This is a genomic window from Dactylosporangium sp. NPDC049525 (genome assembly GCF_040676755.1).
GTDB lineage: Bacteria > Actinomycetota > Actinomycetes > Mycobacteriales > Micromonosporaceae > Dactylosporangium.
Map to the genome: position 1 here is coordinate 1 of NZ_JBFAPO010000014.1, position 20,010 is coordinate 20,010.

Here is a 20,010-nt window from a genome sequence, read left to right on the forward strand (position 1 = left end):
GGGCCACCAGCCAGCTCTGGCTGATCGGCAGCCCCGGACGAACAAACGCGATCATCGACGCCAACACCGGCGCCTTCACCGGGGGCTCCGCCTACTAATTCGACTCGCCCGCGCTCCAGGGCTCCTAAGTCGGCGCACCGCCGGACTACCAGCACAGCGTGATCGAGAACTTCATGTCGGTAGGATTCAACGTCAAGGACGTCACGCAGGCGACCGTCGTGTCGGCTGGGGTCGCCAACCCCGACGGCATCGTCTCCTCCCCGGGCCGCTCCGGGTACAAGACAGCACCGGCACGGCTGACGGCGCAGCGCGGTCCCGCTCCTGTCGAGAGGGCTCGCCCGCGGGGCAGCCCTCCGCGCCAAAGCCTTGCTACGTCGCCCAAGTGTCGCGGTTCACCAGGTAAATCTCAGCGACGTTTCGCTGTCGACGGAGGGGTTCCTGCCAACCGCCTTGAGTACGACCGTGGTGGAACGTTCGTTGCCGATGCGTGGCATGGCTTGGACGTAGTAGGCGTCGCCGGTGATGCGGCCGAGCCAGATCAGTCTGCCGCCGGGACGGGTGCGGGTGATGTCGTAGTACCAGACCTGCGGGTCGAAGTCCCACAGCAGGCGCAGTTCCGCGGCGCTCCCGTCCGTGCCGACATGGGATGCTTCGATGTGGAAGTGCCTTGGCCGCGGGAGCCGGTGGGGACGGTCTTTCGGGTCGAAGATGCCGATGCTGCCGATGTTCACTGCGTAGCCGGCGACGGGCTTTTGGTGCGGCGTGAGCTTGACGCCGGCTGAGATGGCCGCGACGCGTTTGCCGGCGTGCCGGGTGAGGGGCACGGTTGCGCGGGTCCAGCCACCACTGGCCGCGGTGATCTTCACGCCGTCGCGGTGGTCGAGACGCTGCCACACGGTGCGGTTGCTGTCCTTGAGGATCAGACCGAGATAGAGCTCGGCGGCGTGCGGTTTCGGGGATCGGTACACCACTTCGGCTTGTGTGCTGTGGGTGACCTTCAGGTCGGTCTTGAACAGGCGTACGGCGGTGGGATTCTGGGTGCTGAGGTCGCCGGCGATGCCGAGTGATGTCCCGCCGTTGTAGGCGGTGGTGTAGTCGTATCCGACGGTGAGGAGTTGGGACGTGGAATGTGTGTCGAAGTCCTCGGTCCACCATTGCCAAGTGGGGAGGATCTCCTGGATTCCGGCGCTGAACCACGGTGTCGACGAGGACGACGCGCCGTCGAGATAGAAGGCGGTACCGGTGCCGGTGTTGAACCGGGAGAAGAACGGCAGGTCACCGATCACGGAGCGTTCGGTGATGTAGTTGGCGACGCCGTAGGAGCCGGGGCTGGCCGGCACGGCCGGGTTTCGGGTGCCTCCGGACCAGAACTGCAGTTCCGCCTCGTAGGCCGCGGACTGCAGGTCCGGCAGTCCGGGTGTTGCGGGGTTGGGCGCTGCGGATTCTTGGGACAACTCTAGCGAGCGACGCGCGGGGTCGAACAACGCGACGCTGGCCTGCGCCGCGCCGGTCCCGTTGATTGGGATGACCAGGTCGATCTCGTTGTTCGCTGGCGGAACCATGGGCGACATGGTGATGCCCAGTCCGGTCCGGCGTTCGAGTTGCAGGCCGAAGTAGCACACGCTGATGGGATCGAGGTGCAGGAACGCGCACTCTCGCACCGCGGTTTGCACATCACTCTGTCCCCACCAGTAGTTGATGAAGATCGTGTCCGCGCCGGCCTGCGTGATCCATCCCGCATTCTGGGAGTTGAAGGTGTTCTGATAGGCCGGGTAGGCGCCGTTGACCGTCACGGCGTCGTACCACTGCACGGTAAAGGTCTTCAAGTGGTTGACGGCGGCGAGCTGTTGCAGGTAACCGATGAAGGCCATCAGCGATGCGACCTGATCGGAGTCGAGTTCCGACTCGACGTTGAGGAAGTAGCCGTCGTAGCCGAAGTACTTCGCCAGCTCGACCAGCTTATCGGCAACCGGGAAGTGCCCCGGACGATCTTGTTGGAGGAACCCGTCGTTGTCGTCGCCTGTGTAGGGCTGAAAGAGGATTCCGATCGACAGGGACCCGGTCCGGTGCAGAAGGTCGGTGTATGCGGTAGTAGGAACGGCTTGCGCGCCCTGCCAGCCGCCGACGATATCCTGATACTGCTGGAAACGGGTGACGAACGGGTCGATTGTATCTCCATAGCGGAGGTACTGGTAGTGCCGGTTGAAGTCGTTGTCACCGATGTCCGAGATGGCTTCGTAATACTGCGAGAGGTTCGTCACCTGCGGTCGTGCACTCAGGTCCGGCTGCGCCTGAGTAGCGGCGAACGGCGCGATCCTGGCAGCGACCGGGACACGCGATCGAAAGTACCGCGCATCCGGATCGGTCGCCGGGTCGTAGCCGAGAAGAGCCTTGATCGCATCCGCGCTATCCACCTTCAGGCCCGGTTGCTGCGCCGCGACACCCGGAAACCGCGGTGCGATCACCGGATCCGCGACGGATACCGGCCGCGCGGCCGCTGACCGCACCGGCGACAGCACGAGAGATCCGCCAACCGCGGACGCGATCGCCAGAAACGTACGCCGATTGAGCTTCACACGGACCTCCCCGATTCGCACCGAGCAAAGACAACCTGGCGTCAGAATTCGCTGTTTGAATACTCCTTGTCAATCCCTCTAGCGGGTTAACTGGCCACGGAAATGATCAATGGAAGAATACGACCCGTCTGGACGAGATGAACTCGCCGAAGCGACTACCTTCGCCGAGATGGCCGAGTGCGCGGCATCGACATAGACAAGTTCCGCAGAGCGCTTGAGACTTCGGCGACGGACTCCTCGGCCTGGCGCAGCCCCGGTTCGGGCCGGGTGGGCTGGCTGACCACCGCGGATGGCGGCGGGTTTGTTCATCACGAACGTGGGTGCTTGGTTGACCATGCTGCTGGTTGTCGGTCTTGCCGTAGCGGCCCAGCCACTGCCGCCCGACACGAGCCGTGCGCTGGCCGGCCTTGCGGTCACCGGAATCGTCGATGACCAACACACTCTCGCTGTGCCAGGCGGTGGCCGGATCAGCCTGCGGCGTACCTCGACCGGCACGCCCGGAGCTCTGACGCGGCAACGATGCGGCCGTCCCGACCATCCCACCCACATCCGCGCCGTGTCCCGTAGTCGGCAGCCGGTCGGGCTCCGCTCGCCTTCCGGGCCGCAGCGCAGGCATGGATCAGTCATACGGCGGCGAGGGCTACGCCAGAGCATGCCTGACTATAGGGCCATATGACCCTAATATCTGTGGCTGGAGATCGTCTCAGCCGCGCGCCATACCACGCCGTCGCCGACCAACTCCGCATCCGCATCCTTACCGAGCCTTTTCGTCGGGTGCACCGCTCTGCCGGTACCGTGCGGGTTCGTCCGAGTCGCGAATGAATTGACCGGTTCGAGTTGCAGGTCGCCCGGCGTGGATCTCTCACCCGCAGGGACCGGTGAGACGTCGACCGGCCGACGCCAACTGCGCCCGCAGGCGCCGTGAAGCGATCTCCAAAGAGGGGCCGAATCCGAGCGCTGTCAGATGCCGACACAGCGCTGCTCACGGCCAGCCCGGCCGGGCGGAGCCGCGTCCAAGATCCAGACTGGTCGACGCGGTCCAGCACGCACCGACGCGGACCGATCTGGACCCTTCCGAAACAGCCGATCACTTTCGGAACACTTCAGGTCCACAATGGACAAACAAAGAGAAGCGGCTGATCCGCGTTTCCGCAGGTCAACCGCCTCTTGATGTTGCGCGCCCGAAGGGACTCGAACCCCTAACCTTCTGATCCGTAGTCAGATGGGACGCAGGCACAGGTCAAGCCTTGATCGAACGATCCGCACGCAGCCCATTTCGACCACCACGCCGGACCCCGGCTCGAATCCCGTGGTGCCTTGCGATCGTCTCGCAAGGCACCACGGGATTCGAGGGGCATGTCCACGTTGCTGGAGCCGACGAGACCGAGGTTGTACCAGCCGTCTGCGGTGATCGCGGAAGGTCGTGTGGTCTATCGACGCGAAGTCTGTGCTGGGTGGGATCACGATCTGTTGGTTCAGGAGGACTCGAACCCTTTGCCCTCTGATCGGTAGATGGCGGCTCTGACTGCGATTCTGGCAGCGACGGCGTCAGCCGCGTCCTGGTGCACCTGCTTGGTGACGCTCTGATACGTGTCCCGGGTGAGCGTGGTGGTCGAGTGGCCGAGTTGCTCGGACACCACCTTGATGTCGATCCCTGCATCCAGCGCGATGGTCGCCGCCGAGTGCCGTAGGTCATGCAACCGTACCGGCGGCATCCCCGCATTCCGTGCGAGCAGCCGGAACCGCGCGCTGAACGCGTTGGGATGCCACGGCTGCCCGTCGGGGCGGACGAAGAACAGCCCGGTGTCCGGCCACGCATCCCCGGCAGCGAGTCGCCATGCCGCGCGGCGCGCCCTGTATGCCGTGAGCACTCGGACGGTGTCAGCGTCGAGGGCGATGTCCCGGTTCCCGGCCCGGCTTTTCGGCGGTTTCTGTATGGTCCGATGACCCATGATGGCGATCTGGTTGTTGACGGTCAGTTCCCGTTTGGCGAGCCGTACCTCAGTGTCCCGCAGCCCGACGGTTTCGCCTCGGCGCAGTCCGCGGTACGCCATCAGGTGCAGCATGGGGTGGATCACCTGATCGTGGTCGGCTACATGGTCGAGGAACGTGGCGACCTGTTCGGCGGTCCAGACCATGACCGGCCCGGGGACTTCGCCGGTGGCCTGCCACCGTTCGATGCGTTCGTCCTCCCACACGATTGGCAGGGCGCGGTCGGCTGGAGTCTTGACGAGCATGGCGGGGTTGGAGCCGACGATGAGTTCGTCGGCGAGGGCGTCGTTGATCGCCTTCCGTAGCACAGCCCGGATGTGATGACGGGTGACCGGCCCGGTGGGGCGGACTCGCGCAACGGTCCTGCGCACAGCTGGGTCAGGGCTGGCCTTGAGCTCACGGATTTCAGCGTTGCGGCGTTCCATGGCGATGAACATCGCCCGCAGGTGGCTGGTGCGCAGTTTGTCGAGGGGTACGTCGCCGAGGTGCGGAATGAGGTGGGTGCGGACGATTGATTCGTAGCCGTGGATGGTGTTGATGTCGGCTGTGAGGTGTTCGAGCCAGCTGGTGAGGTACTCGCCGACGGTGGGCATGTCGCCGAGTGGTCCGTCGCCGCGCAGGCGTTGCCGGACGCGGTCGACGTCGGGGAACGGGAGGCGGTGGCGTACCGCGTTCTGGATGACGTCGCCGATCTCGATCTGTCGGCGGCGGTCGCGGCCGGCCAGCCCCAGCAGTGCGCGGGCGTGGTCGCGTTCGGCGACGGCCTGCTGGCGGGTGTCGATGCCGGCGCGGCGTAGCAGGCGGCGTTGTCCATCGGCGGTGGGTGGGAGTTCGAGTTGGTATGCCCAGTGGCCGTGTTGGGGGTTCCAGGAGCGGTTCGGGCGGCGCAGCTGAGGGCAGTGGGTGCCATAGGGCTTGTCGGTGTGCGGGTCGCGGCAGCCGCAGCGTTTGAAGATGCTTCCTTCTGCCATGGTTGGTGGTGTGCTCCGATCAGGGTGGCAACGGTTTGTCGTGGTCCATCGACGCTCGCCTCGCGGGCGTGTTCAAGTCGTCGCGGGTGCGTCCCGCCGGCGCCGTGTGGGCGCCGACGGTGCCTACGCGTCGAGGTGGATGGCGGCGAGCAGCGGTGCGGTCGGTACGCGGTAGACGGCACCGACCTTGAGCAGCGGCACCGGGAACGCGCCGCGGCGGGCGAGCTTGTATGCGGCGGAGCGCGAGATGCCGAGGATCTCCGCGGCGGTGGCGAGGTCGGTGGTCGGATCGAGCGCCCGGAGCCGCTCGGGGGTCCAGGCGCTACGGGCGGACATAGGAGGACACGCCGTCGGCGACGGCCTCGTCGTACGGCCGCTGCGGGTCATGGATCGGGTGCACCGACGGATCGACCTGCTCCGCCTCAGGGAGTTCGTACAAGGCGAGGCGTTCGCCGCGAACATGCCAGGCGTGCTCGCCGGGGCGGCTGGCGGCGATGGTCAGCCCGCCCGAATTGCGCCCAAAGCGGTCCAGGTCGTCGGTGGTAACGAGCAGCAGGCTGGCACCGGTGTTGACGGCGAGGGAGCGGTGGCACGGCCAGCTGGACGGCGGTCCGCCGGCGTCTCGCTGGTACCAGAACCCGATGTCCTTGCCGTTGTGCAGGTACTGGCCGTATGGAGCGGGTATGGACCGCCAGGCCCGGATGTCGGTGCCGGCCTGCGTCCGGGCATGGGCGGCCAGGTCGGCAAAGGACTGGTTGGTGGTCAGGTCCGGCTCGCCGGGAACGGGCCGGCAGAGGTGGACGACGAACGGGCCGAGGAGCCAGGCCAAGTCGATGCGGACGGGCCGGCGGCGTTGGGCCAGGATCTGCAGTCGTCGATCAGCGTCGGCCGGCGCGGAGTCGCAAGCGAGTGCAGTGAACTGGTCGGTGGTCAGGGCCCGGTGCTCGGTGAGCATGTCGATGGCCCAGCGGTCGCGCGGCATGAGGCCGCGCAGGTCGGTGAGAGAGAAGGTGGTCTTCACGGTTGTGTGCCTCCGGTAGGGAAGGTCAGCGAGTGCGACTGCTCTGGGGTGGCTGTGCAGCCGCCAGGGACCGGTGGTGGAGTGGGCGCCGGGAGCGCGGGCGGCGGTGGCGACCGGCGTCCCGAGCGGGCCGAGGTCGGCGAGCCGCTGGTGCAGGTGGCGTTCGCGGTCCGGGGAGTGCAGCCACAGCAGGACCTGCCACGCCGACCCGCCGGGCGCACCCGGCGAGTTTGCGCAGCAGTTCGGTGAGGGGTTCGCCGCCGGTGCCGGACTCAAGGAAGAAACGGCACGCCGGACCAGGCGCCGTGCCCATCAGGGCGGATGAGGGCCCGGGCGATGAGTTCCACCTGGTCACCCGGTCCGGCAAACGAATTCTGGTGCGCTGCACCAGGATTCGGGCCACCATCGCTGCAGTGTGTGGTGGGGGAGGGGTTGGCGGTCACGAGTGCCGCTCCAATCAGCGCGGGAATGGGCAAACGAAGGTGGGCGAACCGCATCGGGCGCGCCCCCCGAGAGGTGACGGTGGGCAGGGCTGTGCCGTGCTGCGGGTGTGACCCGGCCGGTGACGTCCGGACCACGGGACGCATGCCCGCGTCGAGCTGACTCGGTCAGCGCCGTACTACACGCCGGGATGGTCGCCACAGCGTCACCGGCCGGGCTAGCGGTGCTTCTGGCGCGCAGATCGTGGTGCCTGTTGCGGCGCCGAGTTTGACGCTGCGAGCGCGGAGATCATGGGCGGATCCCAGGTTTCAGCTGACGAACCGGCGTAGGTGCGCGCCGCAGCTGTCACGAGGCCTTGGTCCTGTCCGGTCCTGCCGCGTTGACCTGTTGCAGCCAGCCGAGCAGCTTCGGCAGATTCCGGCGGGGCCCGTACGTGAGATAGGTGCCGTCGGCGGAGTGCGCGCCGATGCTGGCGGCGTACCGCAGCCGGCGCAGGCTGTTGACCCGCCCGACGTGCACATGGAGGCCGAGCCCGTGGGCGTGGGCGGCGAGCCGGGCGGCGGCCGGTCCGAGTTTCCACGGGGTGGATCCGCCCAGGAACAGTGCGTCGAAGAGGGTCCAGTCGATGTTGAGGTGTTCCAGTCCGTCCTGGGCGACGAGCGCGGCGGGGTAGCCGAGGGCGCGGATGCGGGGCAGGACCGGCCGGGACCGCGCCCACGTCGCTACCGCGTCACCAACGACGTCGGGTGCGGTCGCAAACGCGCACTGTCCACGATGGACCACGCGGGCGGCGAGCCAGGCGAGGTAGCGGTCGTCGCCGGGGTAGCGACCGGTGTAGGACGCATTGTCGGCGATCCACGCGACGCCGTCCTCGACCCGGTTTCCGGCCGCGGGGGTGGCGATCATCCCTAGTCGGCCGGCGCGCATCGCCTCACGGACGGCGGGGCCGGAGGCGGTGGCGTAGTAGCGCACGGGCGGCGGCGAACACGGCGACGGGCACGACGGTGGCGATGGCCTTCACCCACAGCTGGCCGGGCAGCGCGGCCCCGATCGGGAACCCCGCCAGGGCGAGGAACAGCAGGGAATCGACGGGGACGCTGGCGGCGTTGGACGCGAGCGCGGCGCGGAGCATGCCGCGGTCCCGGAGTCGTTGGTAGACGAGGAGGTCGACGAGTTCGGCGACGAGGAACGCGACGGCGGAGGCGATGGCGAGGCGGGGACCGGCGGGTGTGGCGCTGAAGACGGCGCCGGTGCCGATGCAGGCCAAGACGGTGGGCCGTCCGGCGGTCTGGTGGACCCAGTCGCGGGCGAGGAGGGTCAGGCCGGCGGCGGCGGTCCCGGCGGCGGCGGTGAGACCGAACCCGACCGGGATGAGTCCGTAGCCGGCGGTGAGGCTGTTGGCGGCCATGACGGCGGTGATGAACACGAGGACCGGCGGCACGGCTGCGGTGATGGGCGATCGGCGTGGACGGTCCGGGGACGACGCGGGCGCGGGTTGCGGGTGGGGTGGCTGGTGGTTGCGGGCTGGCATGGCTGGGTGGGCCCCTTTCGGGCACGGCAGTTCGACCCTCGCCGGGACTGGCGAGAGCTGGTGTGGATGTCTGGTCGGCGGGTCTGCTGATCTGCGGCGCGGGCCGTCAGCCGGTGCCGTTGGTATCTGCGATGACGTCGGTGTGGTCGAGGTCGGTGAGCCGGCGCAGGCCGGTCGGCCGCATCCGACCGGTGTCGCAGGTGATGTCGGTGCGGCGGTTGAGGTCGGCGGTCAGGCGGGTGCGGGCGTCGGCGTAGACGGTGTCGGGCTCGTCGCCGGTGACGGTGATGGCCAGCAGTGCGTCGGCGTGGATGCGGTAGATGCCGCCGGTGGGGTAGCCGGGGTGGGGGTCGGTGCGGGTGGTCCGCAGCCGGCGCAGGCTGCGGGCGGCGGGGTGTTCGACCGGGGTGGTGGGGGTGTCGGGGCCGGTGAGGTAGCCGGTGCGCAGCCGGCTGAGGGCGGCGATGAGGTGGGCGGTGCCGACGTGGTGGGCGTAGCGGTCGTTGGGGGCGCGGACGGTGGTGGTGACGGGTACGGCGACGCCGACGACCCACCGGTAGGGCTGGGTGTGCAGGCCGAGGCGGGCCAGGACGTCGTCGCCGTCGCGGCGGGTCAGCGCGCCGCGGCTGACGAGGGCGCGCAGTTCCGCGCGAACGGCCTCGGCGGTGAGCGCCGGGACGGCCCGGTCGAGGTGGTCGGCGAGCGCGGCGAACGGGCGGTGTTGCAGTGGGCCGTGGGTGGTCGGCATGGCAGCCTCCAGGACGGTGTTGACAGGGGGCAGAGGCAGGCGCCGGCGGGGTGGCGGTGCCGATGCCGGTGCTGCACGGCGGTGCGAAGGGGCCTCGGGGCGCGTGGTTCAGGTCGCGGCGGCGAGGACGGCGGCGAGCATGTCGGTCCACTCGACGCCGTGGACGCTGGTGTCGTCGTCGAAGGACCAGACCAGGTGGTCGAGGTCGAATCCGCTGCGGTGGCCGTCGATGCACACGAAGCTGCTCGCGGCGTGTCCGGCGCGGCTGGGGGCGATGACGAGGCTCCAGGTGTCGGCGTGCAGCAGGACGACGACCGGTCGGCCGCGCAGGTCCCGACCGATCAGCAGCGCTCCCGGTGTCGGGTCGGCGGCGAGGCCGGGTGCGTCGGTGATGATGTCGGTCACCTGCCGGATGTCGATCGCCCACATCACGTCGTAGGTGGCGCCGACGCGGGAGCTGCGGCCCTGTCGGGCGGCGGTGGTGAACTCGCCGGCGGTCTGGTTCGCGGCGCTGCGCCGGCCATGCTGGTCGGCGGTCACCACCGGTGCGACCGTGGGGCGGCCTGCACGATGGTGACCGGGAACGGCCCGGGTCGCCGCCGTCGCGGTCGACGTTGCGGCGCTGCCGGGTCGGTCGGGACGCGGTGGGTGGTGCCGGGCACGGTCGGCTCCCTCGGGGTCGGGCCGGTGGGGTCGGCACACGGTGGTGCCGACCCCACCGGCGTGCGGTGCTGGCGGCAGGACGGGGGATTGCCGGTGCGGCTGGGCGCGGCGAGCGCTTCGGGCCTTCCGTCAGGTGGGGGCGTGCCAGCGCTGTCTGGCGATGTGGGCGGTGCCGTGGTCGGTGCGGGGCTGGCTGGGGCGTGACCAGCCCGGTGTGGCCGGGCGCTGCGCGATGACCTGCCAGCCGGCGGCGCGGAGACTTGCGCCGTTCTCCCCGGCCTGGGTGTAGGTGACGAGACGCCGGTAGCCGAGCGCTTTCGCCGCCGTCCAGGCCGCGGCGTAGAGCATCGAGCAGGCGTTGCGGGTGCCGTCGGCGGCGACCTGGGTGACCTGGGTGACCTGGGTGACCTGGGTGACCGTGTGGCCGTCGTCGAGGAGCCGGGCGACCGGCCGGCCGACGACGGCGACGCCGACCAGGGTGTTGTCCTGGTCGGCGACGCCGATGGAGTACTTGTGCCCGGCGGGTGGGCGGTGGTGGCGGTGCCAGTCGGTGTTATGGCCAGGGCTTGGCACTGACCGTTGTCCACCGTGTTTGGTCGGAGGGGTGGACGCTGGGTGAGCCGCGTCTCGGCGAGGCGCGGCGCCGTGGAGGAAGACGGGGTCAAGGCCGGCCATAGGCCGCCCGGAGGGTGTGGCCTTGACGCCGGGTCCGCGCGGCGCGGGCTCGTCGGCGGGCGCGGCGATCCAGGCGGACGCCGTTCCGGCTGGCTAGTGCTTTGACCGGGAACGTTGACCGGGTTGGGTGACACGCCGGTCGGCGTTCCCGGCCTTTGCGGTGGTTGGGGTTCAGGCTGTGCGGATGGCAGATCCTGTTCGGGCTCGGCGGCTCAGTGATATTGAGGGCCGGCTTCCGCGTGCACTCGGGTGAGCGGGTGGAGAGACTGGCTCGCCACGACGGGCCGGGGCGACAGGGCCTCGGCCGCACGGAGGCGGTCAGCAGCACGACTGCGCAGCGTTTAAGTTTGCGACCATGCCTCGCCATACTCGCCATATCCCGCCCGCAGTCCGTTTTGGCGGCTACCTGCTTGTAGCTGTCATCGCGATCACCGTTCTCGCACTGTGGAACGGCGACTCGTGGCTGGCAGAGCTAAGACGTGGCGTGCTACCTGCGGTGACGATCGCGATATTCGGCGAAATCGCCTATCGAAGAAGTCGGCAGCCTCCAAAGCGCTAAGGCGACTTCGGTCAGCGCGGTCACTGCCCGTCGTCCTCGTCGCCGTTGGCGAGCAGGTGGGCCAGGGTCAGAGAGCCGGCGCGCTCGAACAGGTTCCGACATCCCGACAGCGTGGACCCCGACCACAGCGAAGTCGGGAACGCTGACCGGCGTGTCCCCCAACCCGGTCAACGTTCCCGGTCACAGCACTAGCGCGGTTGTGGGCGTGGCGTGCGGGTGTCGAGGCGGGTGACGTCGTGAGCGGCTTCGAGAGCGCGGCGGAGCCGGGCGTTGTCGACGGCGAGATGTTCTGCAGGTGGCCGAGCGCGTCGCGGAGTTGGTCGGCGAGTTCGTCGCGTTCGCGGCGCAGCGTCGCGACTCTTGCTTCGAGTTCGCCGACGCGCGCTGGTGGTCGGTCCGCTGTCGGCGTGCCGCTGGTGGTGCTGGCTTGGCGAAGCTCGATGGCAATGTCGCGATAGCGGCGCCAGAAGGTGGCGTTCGGGATGCCGAGCTGGCGGGCCAAGCCCTGAACGGTCGGTCGGATGCCGGTGGCGGCTGCCTGGTTGAGCATCGCGTCCAGCGCTTGGCGCACGACGTCCTCGGTGGGCAGGGTGCGGCTCATCGTGGCGCGGTGTTGGTGTCGAGGAACGCGGTGATGGCGTTCGCGCGTTGCCGAAGGACGGCACTGAGATAGGGCGGCAGTGCAGGGATCCGGTCGAGGTAGGTCTCGAGCTCGGTCACCTCGCCGCGCAGCGCTTGGCGGTTGGCCTGGGTGAGCGCGGCATTGCGGCAGTGCAGGGGTTGGCAGTTGTCGAGATCGGGTCGGGCGCCGCAGAGGGCTTTAGCGTGATCGAAAACGCAGGTTGCATATCTGCCGGGGTAGATGGCCGGGTCGTGGCGGGCCATGATGCGGGCCAGCCGACGCGGATCAGTGACGACCTGCCCGGAGAATTCCTGGGTCCGGCTGAAACGGTCGAGCCGTTGCCCGCCGGTCCTGCCGGCACCGTCCGCAGACTCATCCCGGCCCTCCAGCTGTACCCGTCCGTCCCGCCGGTCCTGCCGGTGCTGCGTCGTGCGGGCACGGGCCGGTGGCGGTGTCGGGGGGCAGGTACGGGGCGAGCCGGGTGAGGGCCTCGTCGTGGAACGCGGTGGCGATGTCGACGCCGATGTAGGCGCGGCCGAGGTGCAGTGCGGCGAGTCCGGTGGTGCCGGCGCCGGAGATCGGGTCCAGGACGGTCCCGCCGGGTGGACACCCGGCCGCGATCGCCCGGAGTGGCAGGTCCAGCGGGAACGGTGCGACGTGCGCGCCGTGGTACGGGCGGGTGGCGATCTGCCACACGTCGCCGGGATTGCGGCCACGGGTGTGCGCGGCGGTGTGGGCGTGCCCGAGCGGCACCAGGTTGCTGCCGGCCGCTTTCGCGGCCTGCGGGCTGCCGTCGTGGTGTTTGCCGCCGTAGCGGCTGCCGCCGCGCCGGCGTGCGGTCGGTCCGATCCCGCCGGTGGCGCCTTTGCGGGCGCCGCCGAAGGTGCGGGTGCCGTCCGCCGCGTCGGGCCGGGCGAGGGGTATCCGGATCGGGTCGAGGTCGAAGTGGTACCTCGCTGAGCGGGTCAGCAGGAACAGCAGTTCGTAGCTGGCGGTCAGCCGATCCCGGACCGATTCCGGCATCGGGTTCGGCTTCGCCCAGATGATCGCGTTGCGCAGCCACCAGCCGTGCCGTTGCAGCGCGAACGCGACCCGCCACGGCACGCCGTTGAGGTTCTTCGCCGGCAGCGCGTCCGCACCCGCACCGGCGGGTGTGCCGGTGCGGGTACGGCGGTTCCCGGTGGCGTAGCTGTCGCCCAGGTTGAGCCAGACGGTGCCGGTCGGCTTCAGGACCCGCCGCACCTGCTCGAACACGGCCACGAGCCGGTCGACGTAATCGTCGACGGCCGGTTCCAGACCGTACTGCGGGTCGATCCACACCGCCCGGCAGCCTGGACACGAGGTTCCCGGCGTCGGTGGGGCGGGGATGTGGTGGACACACCCCGGATCGCCGCCTTCCCACTGGCCGGTGCCGTAGTCCCGCAACTGCCAGAACGGCGGTGAGGTGACCACAGCGTCGACGCTGGCGTCGGGCATCGCGGCGAGCACGTCGCGGGCGTCGCCGAGGTACAGCCGGACCGGCCCGGCGTGCCGGTATTCGAACCCGCTCAGCGGGTCGCCGGCGGCGTCGTTTCGGAGGTTCATGCGGGTACCGCCCAGCGGGCCGGGTCGAGCAGCAGGCACAGCGCGGCGGCGGCCTGTTGCGGTACGACCCCGTTGCCGAGGACCCGCAGTGCGCGGGTGCGGGGCAGCGCGAGCTGCGGGTCGGTGACCCACCGTTCGGGCAGGCCCATGAGCCATTCCACGAACGGAGGTGCGAGGACGGGCTTGCCGTGCTTGCCCGGCTGGGACGGGTCCGGGGCTGGCCGGCCGAGGAGGAGTTCCCAGCGGGCGACGGCGGTGGCGTAGCTGCCCCATCTGGTTTCGTCTGGGGTGCCGTATCCGGTCGGCGGATCGCCGACGTCGGTGGGCTCGGTGTGCCGGTCGGCCACGCGGACGGCTGCGGAGGGCAGGGTCAGGTCGCCGTGTGAGCCGCGCTGCCCTGGGCAGCCTTTGCTGCCGTCGGTGGCTCGCGTTGTCGGCAGGAGCCGCGCCGCGTCAGTGAGGGTCCGGCCGGCGTGCCCGATGAGTGGGACGCTCCGGCCGGCGGTGGCGTTGGCCGAGGATCGGCTGTCCGCGACGGTCGGGGTCGGTAGCAGCTGCCTGCGGGCGAGGCTGTCCAGGCTGGGCCGGACCGCCGCCCCCTGCGATGGGGACTGGTTGGTGCCGTATGGCGCCGCTGTCGGTGTGGGTAGCAGGTGGTGGCGGGTACCGCGGGGTTCGATGAGGTCGGGAAGTCCGTACTGGTGGCCGACACCGTGGCCGTCACGGGCGCACGGCGTCGGCAGCGTCGGCGCCGCTGCGGAGCCGCTGTTGGTCGGCGGCCAGCAGGAACAGGCGGTCGCGGCGGTGGGCGGCGCCGATGTCGGATGCGCGTAGGCATGCCCAGCGCGTGTCGTACCCGATCTCGGCCAGGTCGGCGTGGACGACGTCGAAGCCTCGGTGGAGGAGGGCGGCGACGTTCTCCACGAAGACGAGTGGTGGTCGTAGGACGCGAACGGCGTCGGCGACGGCGGTCCAGACGCTGGAGTGTTCGCCGGTGATCCCGGCGCGTTTCCCGGCGTTGGAGATGTCCTGGCACGGGAACCCGGCGGTGAGGATCTCGACGGGTTCGACGAGGCTCCAGTCGACGGTGCGGATGTCGCCGAGGTTGGCGACGTCGGGCCAGTGGTGCTTGCAAACGGTGCGGGCGTGCGGGTCTGTTTCGGCGTACCAGGCGAGCTGTCCGCCGAGGACCCATTCGACGGCGAGGTCGAGGCCGCCGTAGCCGGTGCACAGCGACCCGATCCGCGGGCCGCCGCTGCGGCGGCCGTCAGGTCCGCCGGGGTCTCCGGCAGCGGGGTGCTGGCCCGGCGGTGTGCCGGTGGGGTGGGCACTCACGCCACCTCCCGCACCGGGGCGGTCCCGACGGTGATGTCGGTGGTGTCGGTGCTGGTGTCGCCGGGGTGCGGGCAGGTCCACGGCCCGCACCCCGGCACGTCCACATCAGCAGCCGCTGACCGAGGCCGGAGCACGACCTGGTCGAGCGGGACGCGTTGGCGGTGCAGGAAGAACTGCCCGCGCAGCGGGTGCCCGTCGGCGTTGGCCCGCGCGGAGCCGTGCCGGATCGCGGCGTCGAACGCGACCGCGTCCGCCCACTCCGCCGGGCTGTCCGCCTTCAGTGCGGCCCAGAAGGTGTCGTCGTGGAACGGGCACCCGAGGCAGCTCGACTTCGGGGTGCCCGGCAGGCCGTGCCGCTCGAGGTAGGCGACGCAGTCGCTGCGCCGCCACCCGAGGTCGAGCAGGGGGAAGATGTTGCGCATGTAGCCGACGTCGGCGTCACGCGCCCGGCCGATCTCATCAAGGGAGATCCCGATCGCGATGTCGGCGACGACGCCGGCCGGCACCCGCCGCGGGTGCGGGTAGCCGAGCCGGCGCCGGATCTCGGCCTTGATCGGTTTGATCTTGTACTCGGACGTGCATTGGCGTCGGGCCATGCCGCGTTCGCCGTCCGGGCCGAGCGTGAACAGCGGCATCGACGCGAAGCGGTGGGCAGGGTCGAGGGCGTCGGCGCGGATGTCCCCGGCCGACACCCGTATGATCGGGATGCCCGCCTCGGTGGCGATCCGTTCGAGGCGGTTGAGGTGCTGGTAGACGGCGGTGGGTTCCCAGGCGGTGTCGGCGAAGACGGCCGCGGTGAAGGTCGGGATGTCGCCGCGGGCGGCGAGCAGCAACGTGGCTGAGCTCTGGACGCCGGCGCCGAGACTGAGATACCGGTGGATGGATGTGCTCATCCGCGTCCCCCGGTACCGTCCGATGTGGACGGTGTGATCGGTTTGGTGAAGATGAGGACGTCCTCGTGTGCGATGAGGTGCATCGGGGTGCCGCCGGCGCGTGCCTTGCGCACGGACTGCAGCTGGAAGAAGCTGGGTCGGGCGACGAGTTGCCCGTCGCGGACCGCGGCGAGCAGCGCCACGCACCGTTCGGTCGGGATCAGGCCGGCGCGGATGCCGGCGCCGATGACGGCGGAGGGCAGGTCGACGAGTTCACCGTTCTTGCGCCAGGGGCGGGCGGTGACCACGACGGTCCCGCCGGGGCGCAGCAGGGTGTGGCAGCCGCGCAGGATCTGCGTGAACCCGTCGGCGAGGCCGGTGAGGTCGCGGTAGGCGAGGTTGCCCTTGTCGGCGCCGTCGTTGTACCGGTTGTCGCGGATGTCGAGTTCGTCGCCGGTGCGGACCAGGCCGTGGACGGTCGGCCCGTACGGCGGTGAGGTCACCACCAGGGCGACGTGGCCGATGAGGGCGGCGGGGACGAGGGACAGGATGTCGGTGGCGTCGCCGCGGATGACGCCGCCGCGGCCGGTGGCGCCCTGGGTGCGGGCGTGGCGGAGGTTGGCGTCGGCGATGTCGGACCAGCGGGACTCGTACTCGATCCCGAGCGCGTCCCGTCCGGCGTGTGTGGCCTCCACGAGGGTCGTGCCGATCCCGGACATCGGGTCCAGGACCAGGTCGCCGGGTTCGGTGTAGGCGTGGATGGCGTGCGCGGCGATCGCCGGCAGCATCCTCGCAGGGTGTTGCACCGATTCCGGTACGTACCTGCCGCGGCGCTGGACCGGGCCGGTCCGTTGCGCGGTCGCCCACACCGACAGCCCCGCCAGGGACGGGGCAGGCAGGGTGGGCCCGTCCGGGTTGGTGTCCGCGGCGGCGCGGTGCTGGGCGTCGTAGGCGCGGTGCCGGCCAACCGGACCGCTCCGGCGCGTGCCGGTCGGGGTGGTGCTGCCGCGGCCGGGCTCGTCCGGGTCGGCAGCCACAGCGGCGCGGGACTCAGCCATTGGATGCCTCCCCGCTGCGCCCGGTCCAGCGGGAACCGCTGCGGCGGGAGCCGTTGCGGCGGGAGCCGTTGCGGCGGCCTGCCGTACCAGGCACCGGGGTGAAGACGAGCAGGTCCGCGTGGACCCGCAGGTGCGCGACCGTCCACTGTTCGCCGGCGCTGTCGGCGCGGGCCTTGGACAGGGCGAGGAGTTCCTCGTCGTCGAGGTGGTAGACGAACGCGTCGCCGTGCCCATCGCCGTGCCCATCGCCGCTGGTGTCGGCGGCGACGGCGACGATGTGCTGCAGGTAGCCGAGGCCGACCTGGCCGGCGGCGGTGGCGATCGGGCTGAAGTCCTCCGGTGTCGCGGCGAGCCCTGCCGGGACGGCCACGACGAGGACGAGGCAGCCGCCCGGGCGCAGCAGCTCCCGGCAGGCGGTGAGCAGCCAGGCCAGCCGGATCCGGTTGGGGACCGCGTCCGGGTCCAGGGGCCAGGTCGCGACGACGAGGCTGGTCAGTCCGGCGAGGGACACGCCGTCGGGGATCGGGACGACCGGGGGTGCGGTCGGTGGGAGGTGCGGGTCGGTGAGGTCGTTTCCGAACCAGTCCGCGAGGGACAGGTCCAGCTCGACGCCACTGGCGGTGAGGTCGGTGTCGAGGTCGTCGTCGGCCTGCGTCGTGTCCTCGTCGTCGACGTTGCTGGTGGTGGCGGGGCCGATGATGAGGCTGGCGACGTCGGTGAACCAGGCCCGGTGGTGCCGGCGCCCGCCGGTGGTGCTGGCGGTGGTGAGGGCGTGGTCGGCGGTGAGGTCGACAACGGCCTCGCCAGGGCGGCTGTAGGCGGCGACGAGCCGCCTGGCCAGCCGGGCCGGGATGCTGGCGCCGTGGTCGCCGCTGGTGCGGGCGGTCCGCCAGACGGTGATCGGGACGGGCGGGTCCCCGGCGACGACGTCGACGAGCAGCTGCTCGGCATCGTCGGCACCCGGGGCGCCGGCCGTCCCGTCCGGGCCGAGGTTCGGGTCGGAGCTGGGGTCGTGGTGGGTGGGCTGGTGGTGCGGCGGGTGCTTGCTCATATGGCTGTCGGCTCCGCGCCGCGCCGGGAAGCGCTGACACCCTCCTATCCGGGTTTGTGAGCCGTGGCGAACGCCCCCACCACTCACAGCCGCTCACAGCACCCCGAACACCGCTCACAGCCACACACACGGCACGCTCACAGCAACAGGCCGTCACCGAGCGGTGGCGGAGGCCGCTCACAGCGGCATCTGCGGTCAAGACCCGGCCACTCACAACGGCTCACAACCGCTCACAGTGGCATCAGCAGGTCAGACCCAGCCGCTCACAGCGGCTTACAGCGGCTCACAGCAGTCGCTGTGAGCGGCTGTGAGTGACTGTGCCCAGCCGTCAAAGCCCGGCTGTGAGCGGCTGTGGGCGGTCGAGATCTCCATGCCCGCTCACCGGACCGGGGTTCTCCGCTGTCATCCGGAAGGAGGTGCCGGCGCGACGGGAGAGTGGTTGCCGGCGTCGCACCGGGTCGCGCGGCGAGCGTCGCGACAGCGATGCTGTGTCCGTCGATGGTTGTTGGCTGTGCCGGCGCCAGAGGCAATGCCGGCAACGCGTGGGTGGTGCGGTGGTCCGGAGGGATTTCCGACTGCGGGTGACAACAAGCTATCGATGATCTTCTGTGACATGCTCCCCATATCAATCGATGATCTTCTGTGACATTCGGGCGATGTCAATTGATGATCTTCTGTGACACGACGACGTGTCAATCGACAGACATCTGTGCCGTGTGGTGGCGTCACAGCCACTTGGCTGTCCCGTGAGGGGCGCTGTGAGTTGCTGTGAGTGCGTGCGGCGCCCGCCGTGAGCGGCGACAGGCGCTGTGTGCGAACTCCTGGGCGCTGCCGTGCTTGTGGGCCTGACAGTCCATCTGGCGCATCGACTTTGGGCGGCCGTGATGTCAATGCGCAGTTCAATGACTGTGACACTTCATCGATGTCAACGATCACAATCGATGCCGTAGATCGTGTGACACGGCCGGCCGGCGTCGGGCCTGCCGTGGCGCCGACCGCCCAGATGCGCCGCTGACCAGCACTGTCAGTGACCTGTGAGCCGTTCGTGGCGCAATGACAACCCCGGACATCGCCGTGGCAACCCCGCGATGTCCATCCACGATCTTCGTTGTCATAGGAGTTTGTGACATGACCGTGTCCATCACCCTGGACCGCACCACGAACCGCCCGGACACCGACGCCGGCACCGATGACACTGCCCGTGACACGGCTCGTGACACGGGCCGCGCCGCTGCCACATCCCGTCCGGCGGTCAACGGCACGGCCCGCGCCGTGCCCGGTCGCGGACCAGCCGACCCGGGCCGGGCCGACGCCGCCAGCGGCGCCGATGACGAGGTGTGGCCGTCCTCGCCGTTCGCGTGCGTCGACACCGCGTTCACCGCGCTGGTCACCGGCCCGGACCCGCTGAGCATCGACCTGACCGGCATGGACCCCGACCTCGGCCTGCCCGAGGGCGTGGTCAGTGTGGCGGTGCTGCGCACCTGGCTGGCCGAGCACCCGAGGGACTGGGCGGCGTTGGACGCGGTGTGGCGGGAGCTGATCGTCCGGGCCCGCCTCGACGGCCCCGCCTGGGTCGTCGCCACGACCGCCCTGGCCCTGCCCGGCCTGGTCCGGCATGCCGCGCTCCTGGTTGCCGGCGGCTGGTACGGCGACCCCGACGACGTCGACGCCGAGGTCCTGACCGGGTTCCTCACCGCGCTGCGTGACCACGTCGACGTGTCCCGCCCAGCCCCGTACGCCCAGCTGTGCAAGGCTGGGTACCGCGCCGGACTGGCGCTGGTCGCGCAGCAGCGTCACGTCGTCCTCGTCGACGACCTCGACGCCATCCCGCCCGGTCCCCGCACCCCGCACCGGCCGTGGAAGCACCCCGACCTCCTGGTCCAGCGTGCGGTCGCGCTCGGCCTGCTGGACGCCTGCGACGAGGAGCCCTACATCGACACCCGCCTCGGCAAGCGGGCGATCGAGCCGATCGCCGTCCGCCTCGGCGTCACCGTCGACGCGCTGCGGATGCGGCTGAACCGCATCGACGAGCGCATCGCCGCCGCCCTCGCCGAGGGCCTGCTCACCGGAGCCACCTCACCCGAGGCGGAACAGGAACTGGCGAAGCAGGCCGCCCACCGGCAGCGGACCCGCGCCGGCGTGGCCGCCCGCACCACGGACAGGCCGCTGCTGGCGGCTGCCTGAGCCGCGATCGTGCGCCTGCACGATCGGCATCGTTCTGGGCCGTGGGGGGGGCCCCCCCCGGGGGGCGCGCGCCCCCCCGGAGGGGTGCGCCCCCACCCCCCCCCGCCCCGGGGGGGGGGGGTCACCC

20 protein-coding genes and 1 tRNA gene are annotated in these 20,010 nt (G+C 70.4%); 2 read left to right on the top strand and 19 right to left on the bottom strand.

Annotated features, from left to right (window positions below; all coding sequences use genetic code 11):
• Positions 1 to 392 precede the first annotated feature (392 nt).
• The 4 genes from AB0K00_RS21325 to AB0K00_RS21340 form a co-directional block, all read right to left on the bottom strand.
• A complete protein-coding gene (locus tag AB0K00_RS21325) occupies positions 393 to 2,576 on the bottom strand; it encodes a hypothetical protein (RefSeq protein WP_363523146.1) in 2,184 nt (727 codons plus the stop codon).
• A 106-nt stretch (positions 2,577 to 2,682) separates the two neighbouring features.
• Positions 2,683 to 3,192, bottom strand: a complete 510-nt coding sequence (locus AB0K00_RS21330; RefSeq protein ID WP_363523148.1) for a transposase — start codon at positions 3,190 to 3,192, stop codon at positions 2,683 to 2,685.
• Between the two features lie 560 nt (positions 3,193 to 3,752).
• A tRNA-Arg gene (locus AB0K00_RS21335) sits at positions 3,753 to 3,865 on the bottom strand.
• Between the two features lie 186 nt (positions 3,866 to 4,051).
• Positions 4,052 to 5,161, bottom strand: coding sequence for a site-specific integrase (locus tag AB0K00_RS21340; protein WP_363523150.1), 1,110 nt, complete (start codon positions 5,159 to 5,161; stop codon positions 4,052 to 4,054).
• 66 nt (positions 5,162 to 5,227) lie between these two features.
• Here AB0K00_RS21340 and AB0K00_RS21345 point away from each other — a divergent pair, with 66 nt between their 5' ends.
• Positions 5,228 to 5,365 carry a hypothetical protein gene (locus tag AB0K00_RS21345; RefSeq protein ID WP_363523152.1) on the top strand — a complete coding sequence of 46 codons (138 nt, stop codon included), beginning with the start codon at positions 5,228 to 5,230 and terminating at the stop codon, positions 5,363 to 5,365.
• A gap of 297 nt (positions 5,366 to 5,662) precedes the next feature.
• On the opposite strand, the gene AB0K00_RS21350 is transcribed toward AB0K00_RS21345, so the two are convergent.
• The 15 genes from AB0K00_RS21350 to AB0K00_RS21420 all read right to left on the bottom strand — a co-directional run bounded on the left by AB0K00_RS21350 (position 5,663) and on the right by AB0K00_RS21420 (position 17,699).
• A complete protein-coding gene (locus AB0K00_RS21350; protein WP_363523154.1) occupies positions 5,663 to 5,875 on the bottom strand; it encodes a helix-turn-helix domain-containing protein in 213 nt (70 codons plus the stop codon).
• Positions 5,862 to 6,836 (bottom strand): hypothetical protein, encoded by a 975-nt coding sequence (locus AB0K00_RS21355; RefSeq protein ID WP_363523155.1) that lies wholly within the window; start codon positions 6,834 to 6,836, stop codon positions 5,862 to 5,864. The genes AB0K00_RS21350 and AB0K00_RS21355 overlap by 14 nt, the downstream gene beginning before the upstream one ends.
• A 510-nt stretch (positions 6,837 to 7,346) precedes the next feature.
• On the bottom strand, positions 7,347 to 7,973 hold the full coding sequence (locus AB0K00_RS21360) for a hypothetical protein (RefSeq protein WP_363523157.1): 627 nt from the start codon (positions 7,971 to 7,973) through the stop codon (positions 7,347 to 7,349).
• Positions 7,933 to 8,442 carry a VUT family protein gene (locus tag AB0K00_RS21365; protein ID WP_363523159.1) on the bottom strand — a complete coding sequence of 170 codons (510 nt, stop codon included), beginning with the start codon at positions 8,440 to 8,442 and terminating at the stop codon, positions 7,933 to 7,935. Before AB0K00_RS21365 ends, AB0K00_RS21360 begins: the two co-directional genes overlap by 41 nt.
• Positions 8,443 to 8,638: 196 nt before the next feature.
• Complete coding sequence (locus AB0K00_RS21370) at positions 8,639 to 9,280, bottom strand: hypothetical protein (RefSeq protein WP_363523160.1); 642 nt, start codon at positions 9,278 to 9,280, stop codon at positions 8,639 to 8,641.
• Positions 9,281 to 9,388: 108 nt separating this feature from the next.
• Positions 9,389 to 9,823 (bottom strand): hypothetical protein, encoded by a 435-nt coding sequence (locus AB0K00_RS21375; RefSeq protein WP_363523162.1) that lies wholly within the window; start codon positions 9,821 to 9,823, stop codon positions 9,389 to 9,391.
• A 249-nt stretch (positions 9,824 to 10,072) separates the two neighbouring features.
• A complete protein-coding gene (locus tag AB0K00_RS21380; protein WP_363523164.1) occupies positions 10,073 to 10,516 on the bottom strand; it encodes an XF1762 family protein in 444 nt (147 codons plus the stop codon).
• A 728-nt stretch (positions 10,517 to 11,244) separates the two neighbouring features.
• Entirely contained in the window at positions 11,245 to 11,778 is a 534-nt protein-coding gene (locus AB0K00_RS21385; RefSeq protein ID WP_363523166.1) for a hypothetical protein, read from the bottom strand.
• On the bottom strand, positions 11,775 to 12,062 hold the full coding sequence (locus tag AB0K00_RS21390) for a hypothetical protein (RefSeq protein WP_363523167.1): 288 nt from the start codon (positions 12,060 to 12,062) through the stop codon (positions 11,775 to 11,777). The genes AB0K00_RS21385 and AB0K00_RS21390 overlap by 4 nt, the downstream gene beginning before the upstream one ends.
• Before the next feature lie 109 nt (positions 12,063 to 12,171).
• Positions 12,172 to 13,383, bottom strand: a complete 1,212-nt coding sequence (locus tag AB0K00_RS21395; RefSeq protein ID WP_363523169.1) for a site-specific DNA-methyltransferase — start codon at positions 13,381 to 13,383, stop codon at positions 12,172 to 12,174.
• Positions 13,380 to 13,730 (bottom strand): hypothetical protein, encoded by a 351-nt coding sequence (locus AB0K00_RS21400; protein ID WP_363523171.1) that lies wholly within the window; start codon positions 13,728 to 13,730, stop codon positions 13,380 to 13,382. Before AB0K00_RS21400 ends, AB0K00_RS21395 begins: the two co-directional genes overlap by 4 nt.
• Before the next feature lie 373 nt (positions 13,731 to 14,103).
• On the bottom strand, positions 14,104 to 14,718 hold the full coding sequence (gene dcm, locus AB0K00_RS21405; protein WP_363523172.1) for a DNA (cytosine-5-)-methyltransferase: 615 nt from the start codon (positions 14,716 to 14,718) through the stop codon (positions 14,104 to 14,106).
• Entirely contained in the window at positions 14,715 to 15,611 is an 897-nt protein-coding gene (locus AB0K00_RS21410; protein WP_363523174.1) for a hypothetical protein, read from the bottom strand. Before AB0K00_RS21410 ends, dcm begins: the two co-directional genes overlap by 4 nt.
• A complete protein-coding gene (locus tag AB0K00_RS21415; RefSeq protein WP_363523175.1) occupies positions 15,608 to 16,648 on the bottom strand; it encodes a DNA methyltransferase in 1,041 nt (346 codons plus the stop codon). The genes AB0K00_RS21410 and AB0K00_RS21415 overlap by 4 nt, the downstream gene beginning before the upstream one ends.
• Complete coding sequence (locus tag AB0K00_RS21420) at positions 16,641 to 17,699, bottom strand: hypothetical protein (RefSeq protein ID WP_363523176.1); 1,059 nt, start codon at positions 17,697 to 17,699, stop codon at positions 16,641 to 16,643. The genes AB0K00_RS21415 and AB0K00_RS21420 overlap by 8 nt, the downstream gene beginning before the upstream one ends.
• 1,128 nt (positions 17,700 to 18,827) lie before the next feature.
• Between AB0K00_RS21420 and AB0K00_RS21425 the strand changes: the two genes are divergently transcribed.
• A complete protein-coding gene (locus tag AB0K00_RS21425; protein ID WP_363523177.1) occupies positions 18,828 to 19,883 on the top strand; it encodes a hypothetical protein in 1,056 nt (351 codons plus the stop codon).
• Positions 19,884 to 20,010 lie beyond the last annotated feature (127 nt).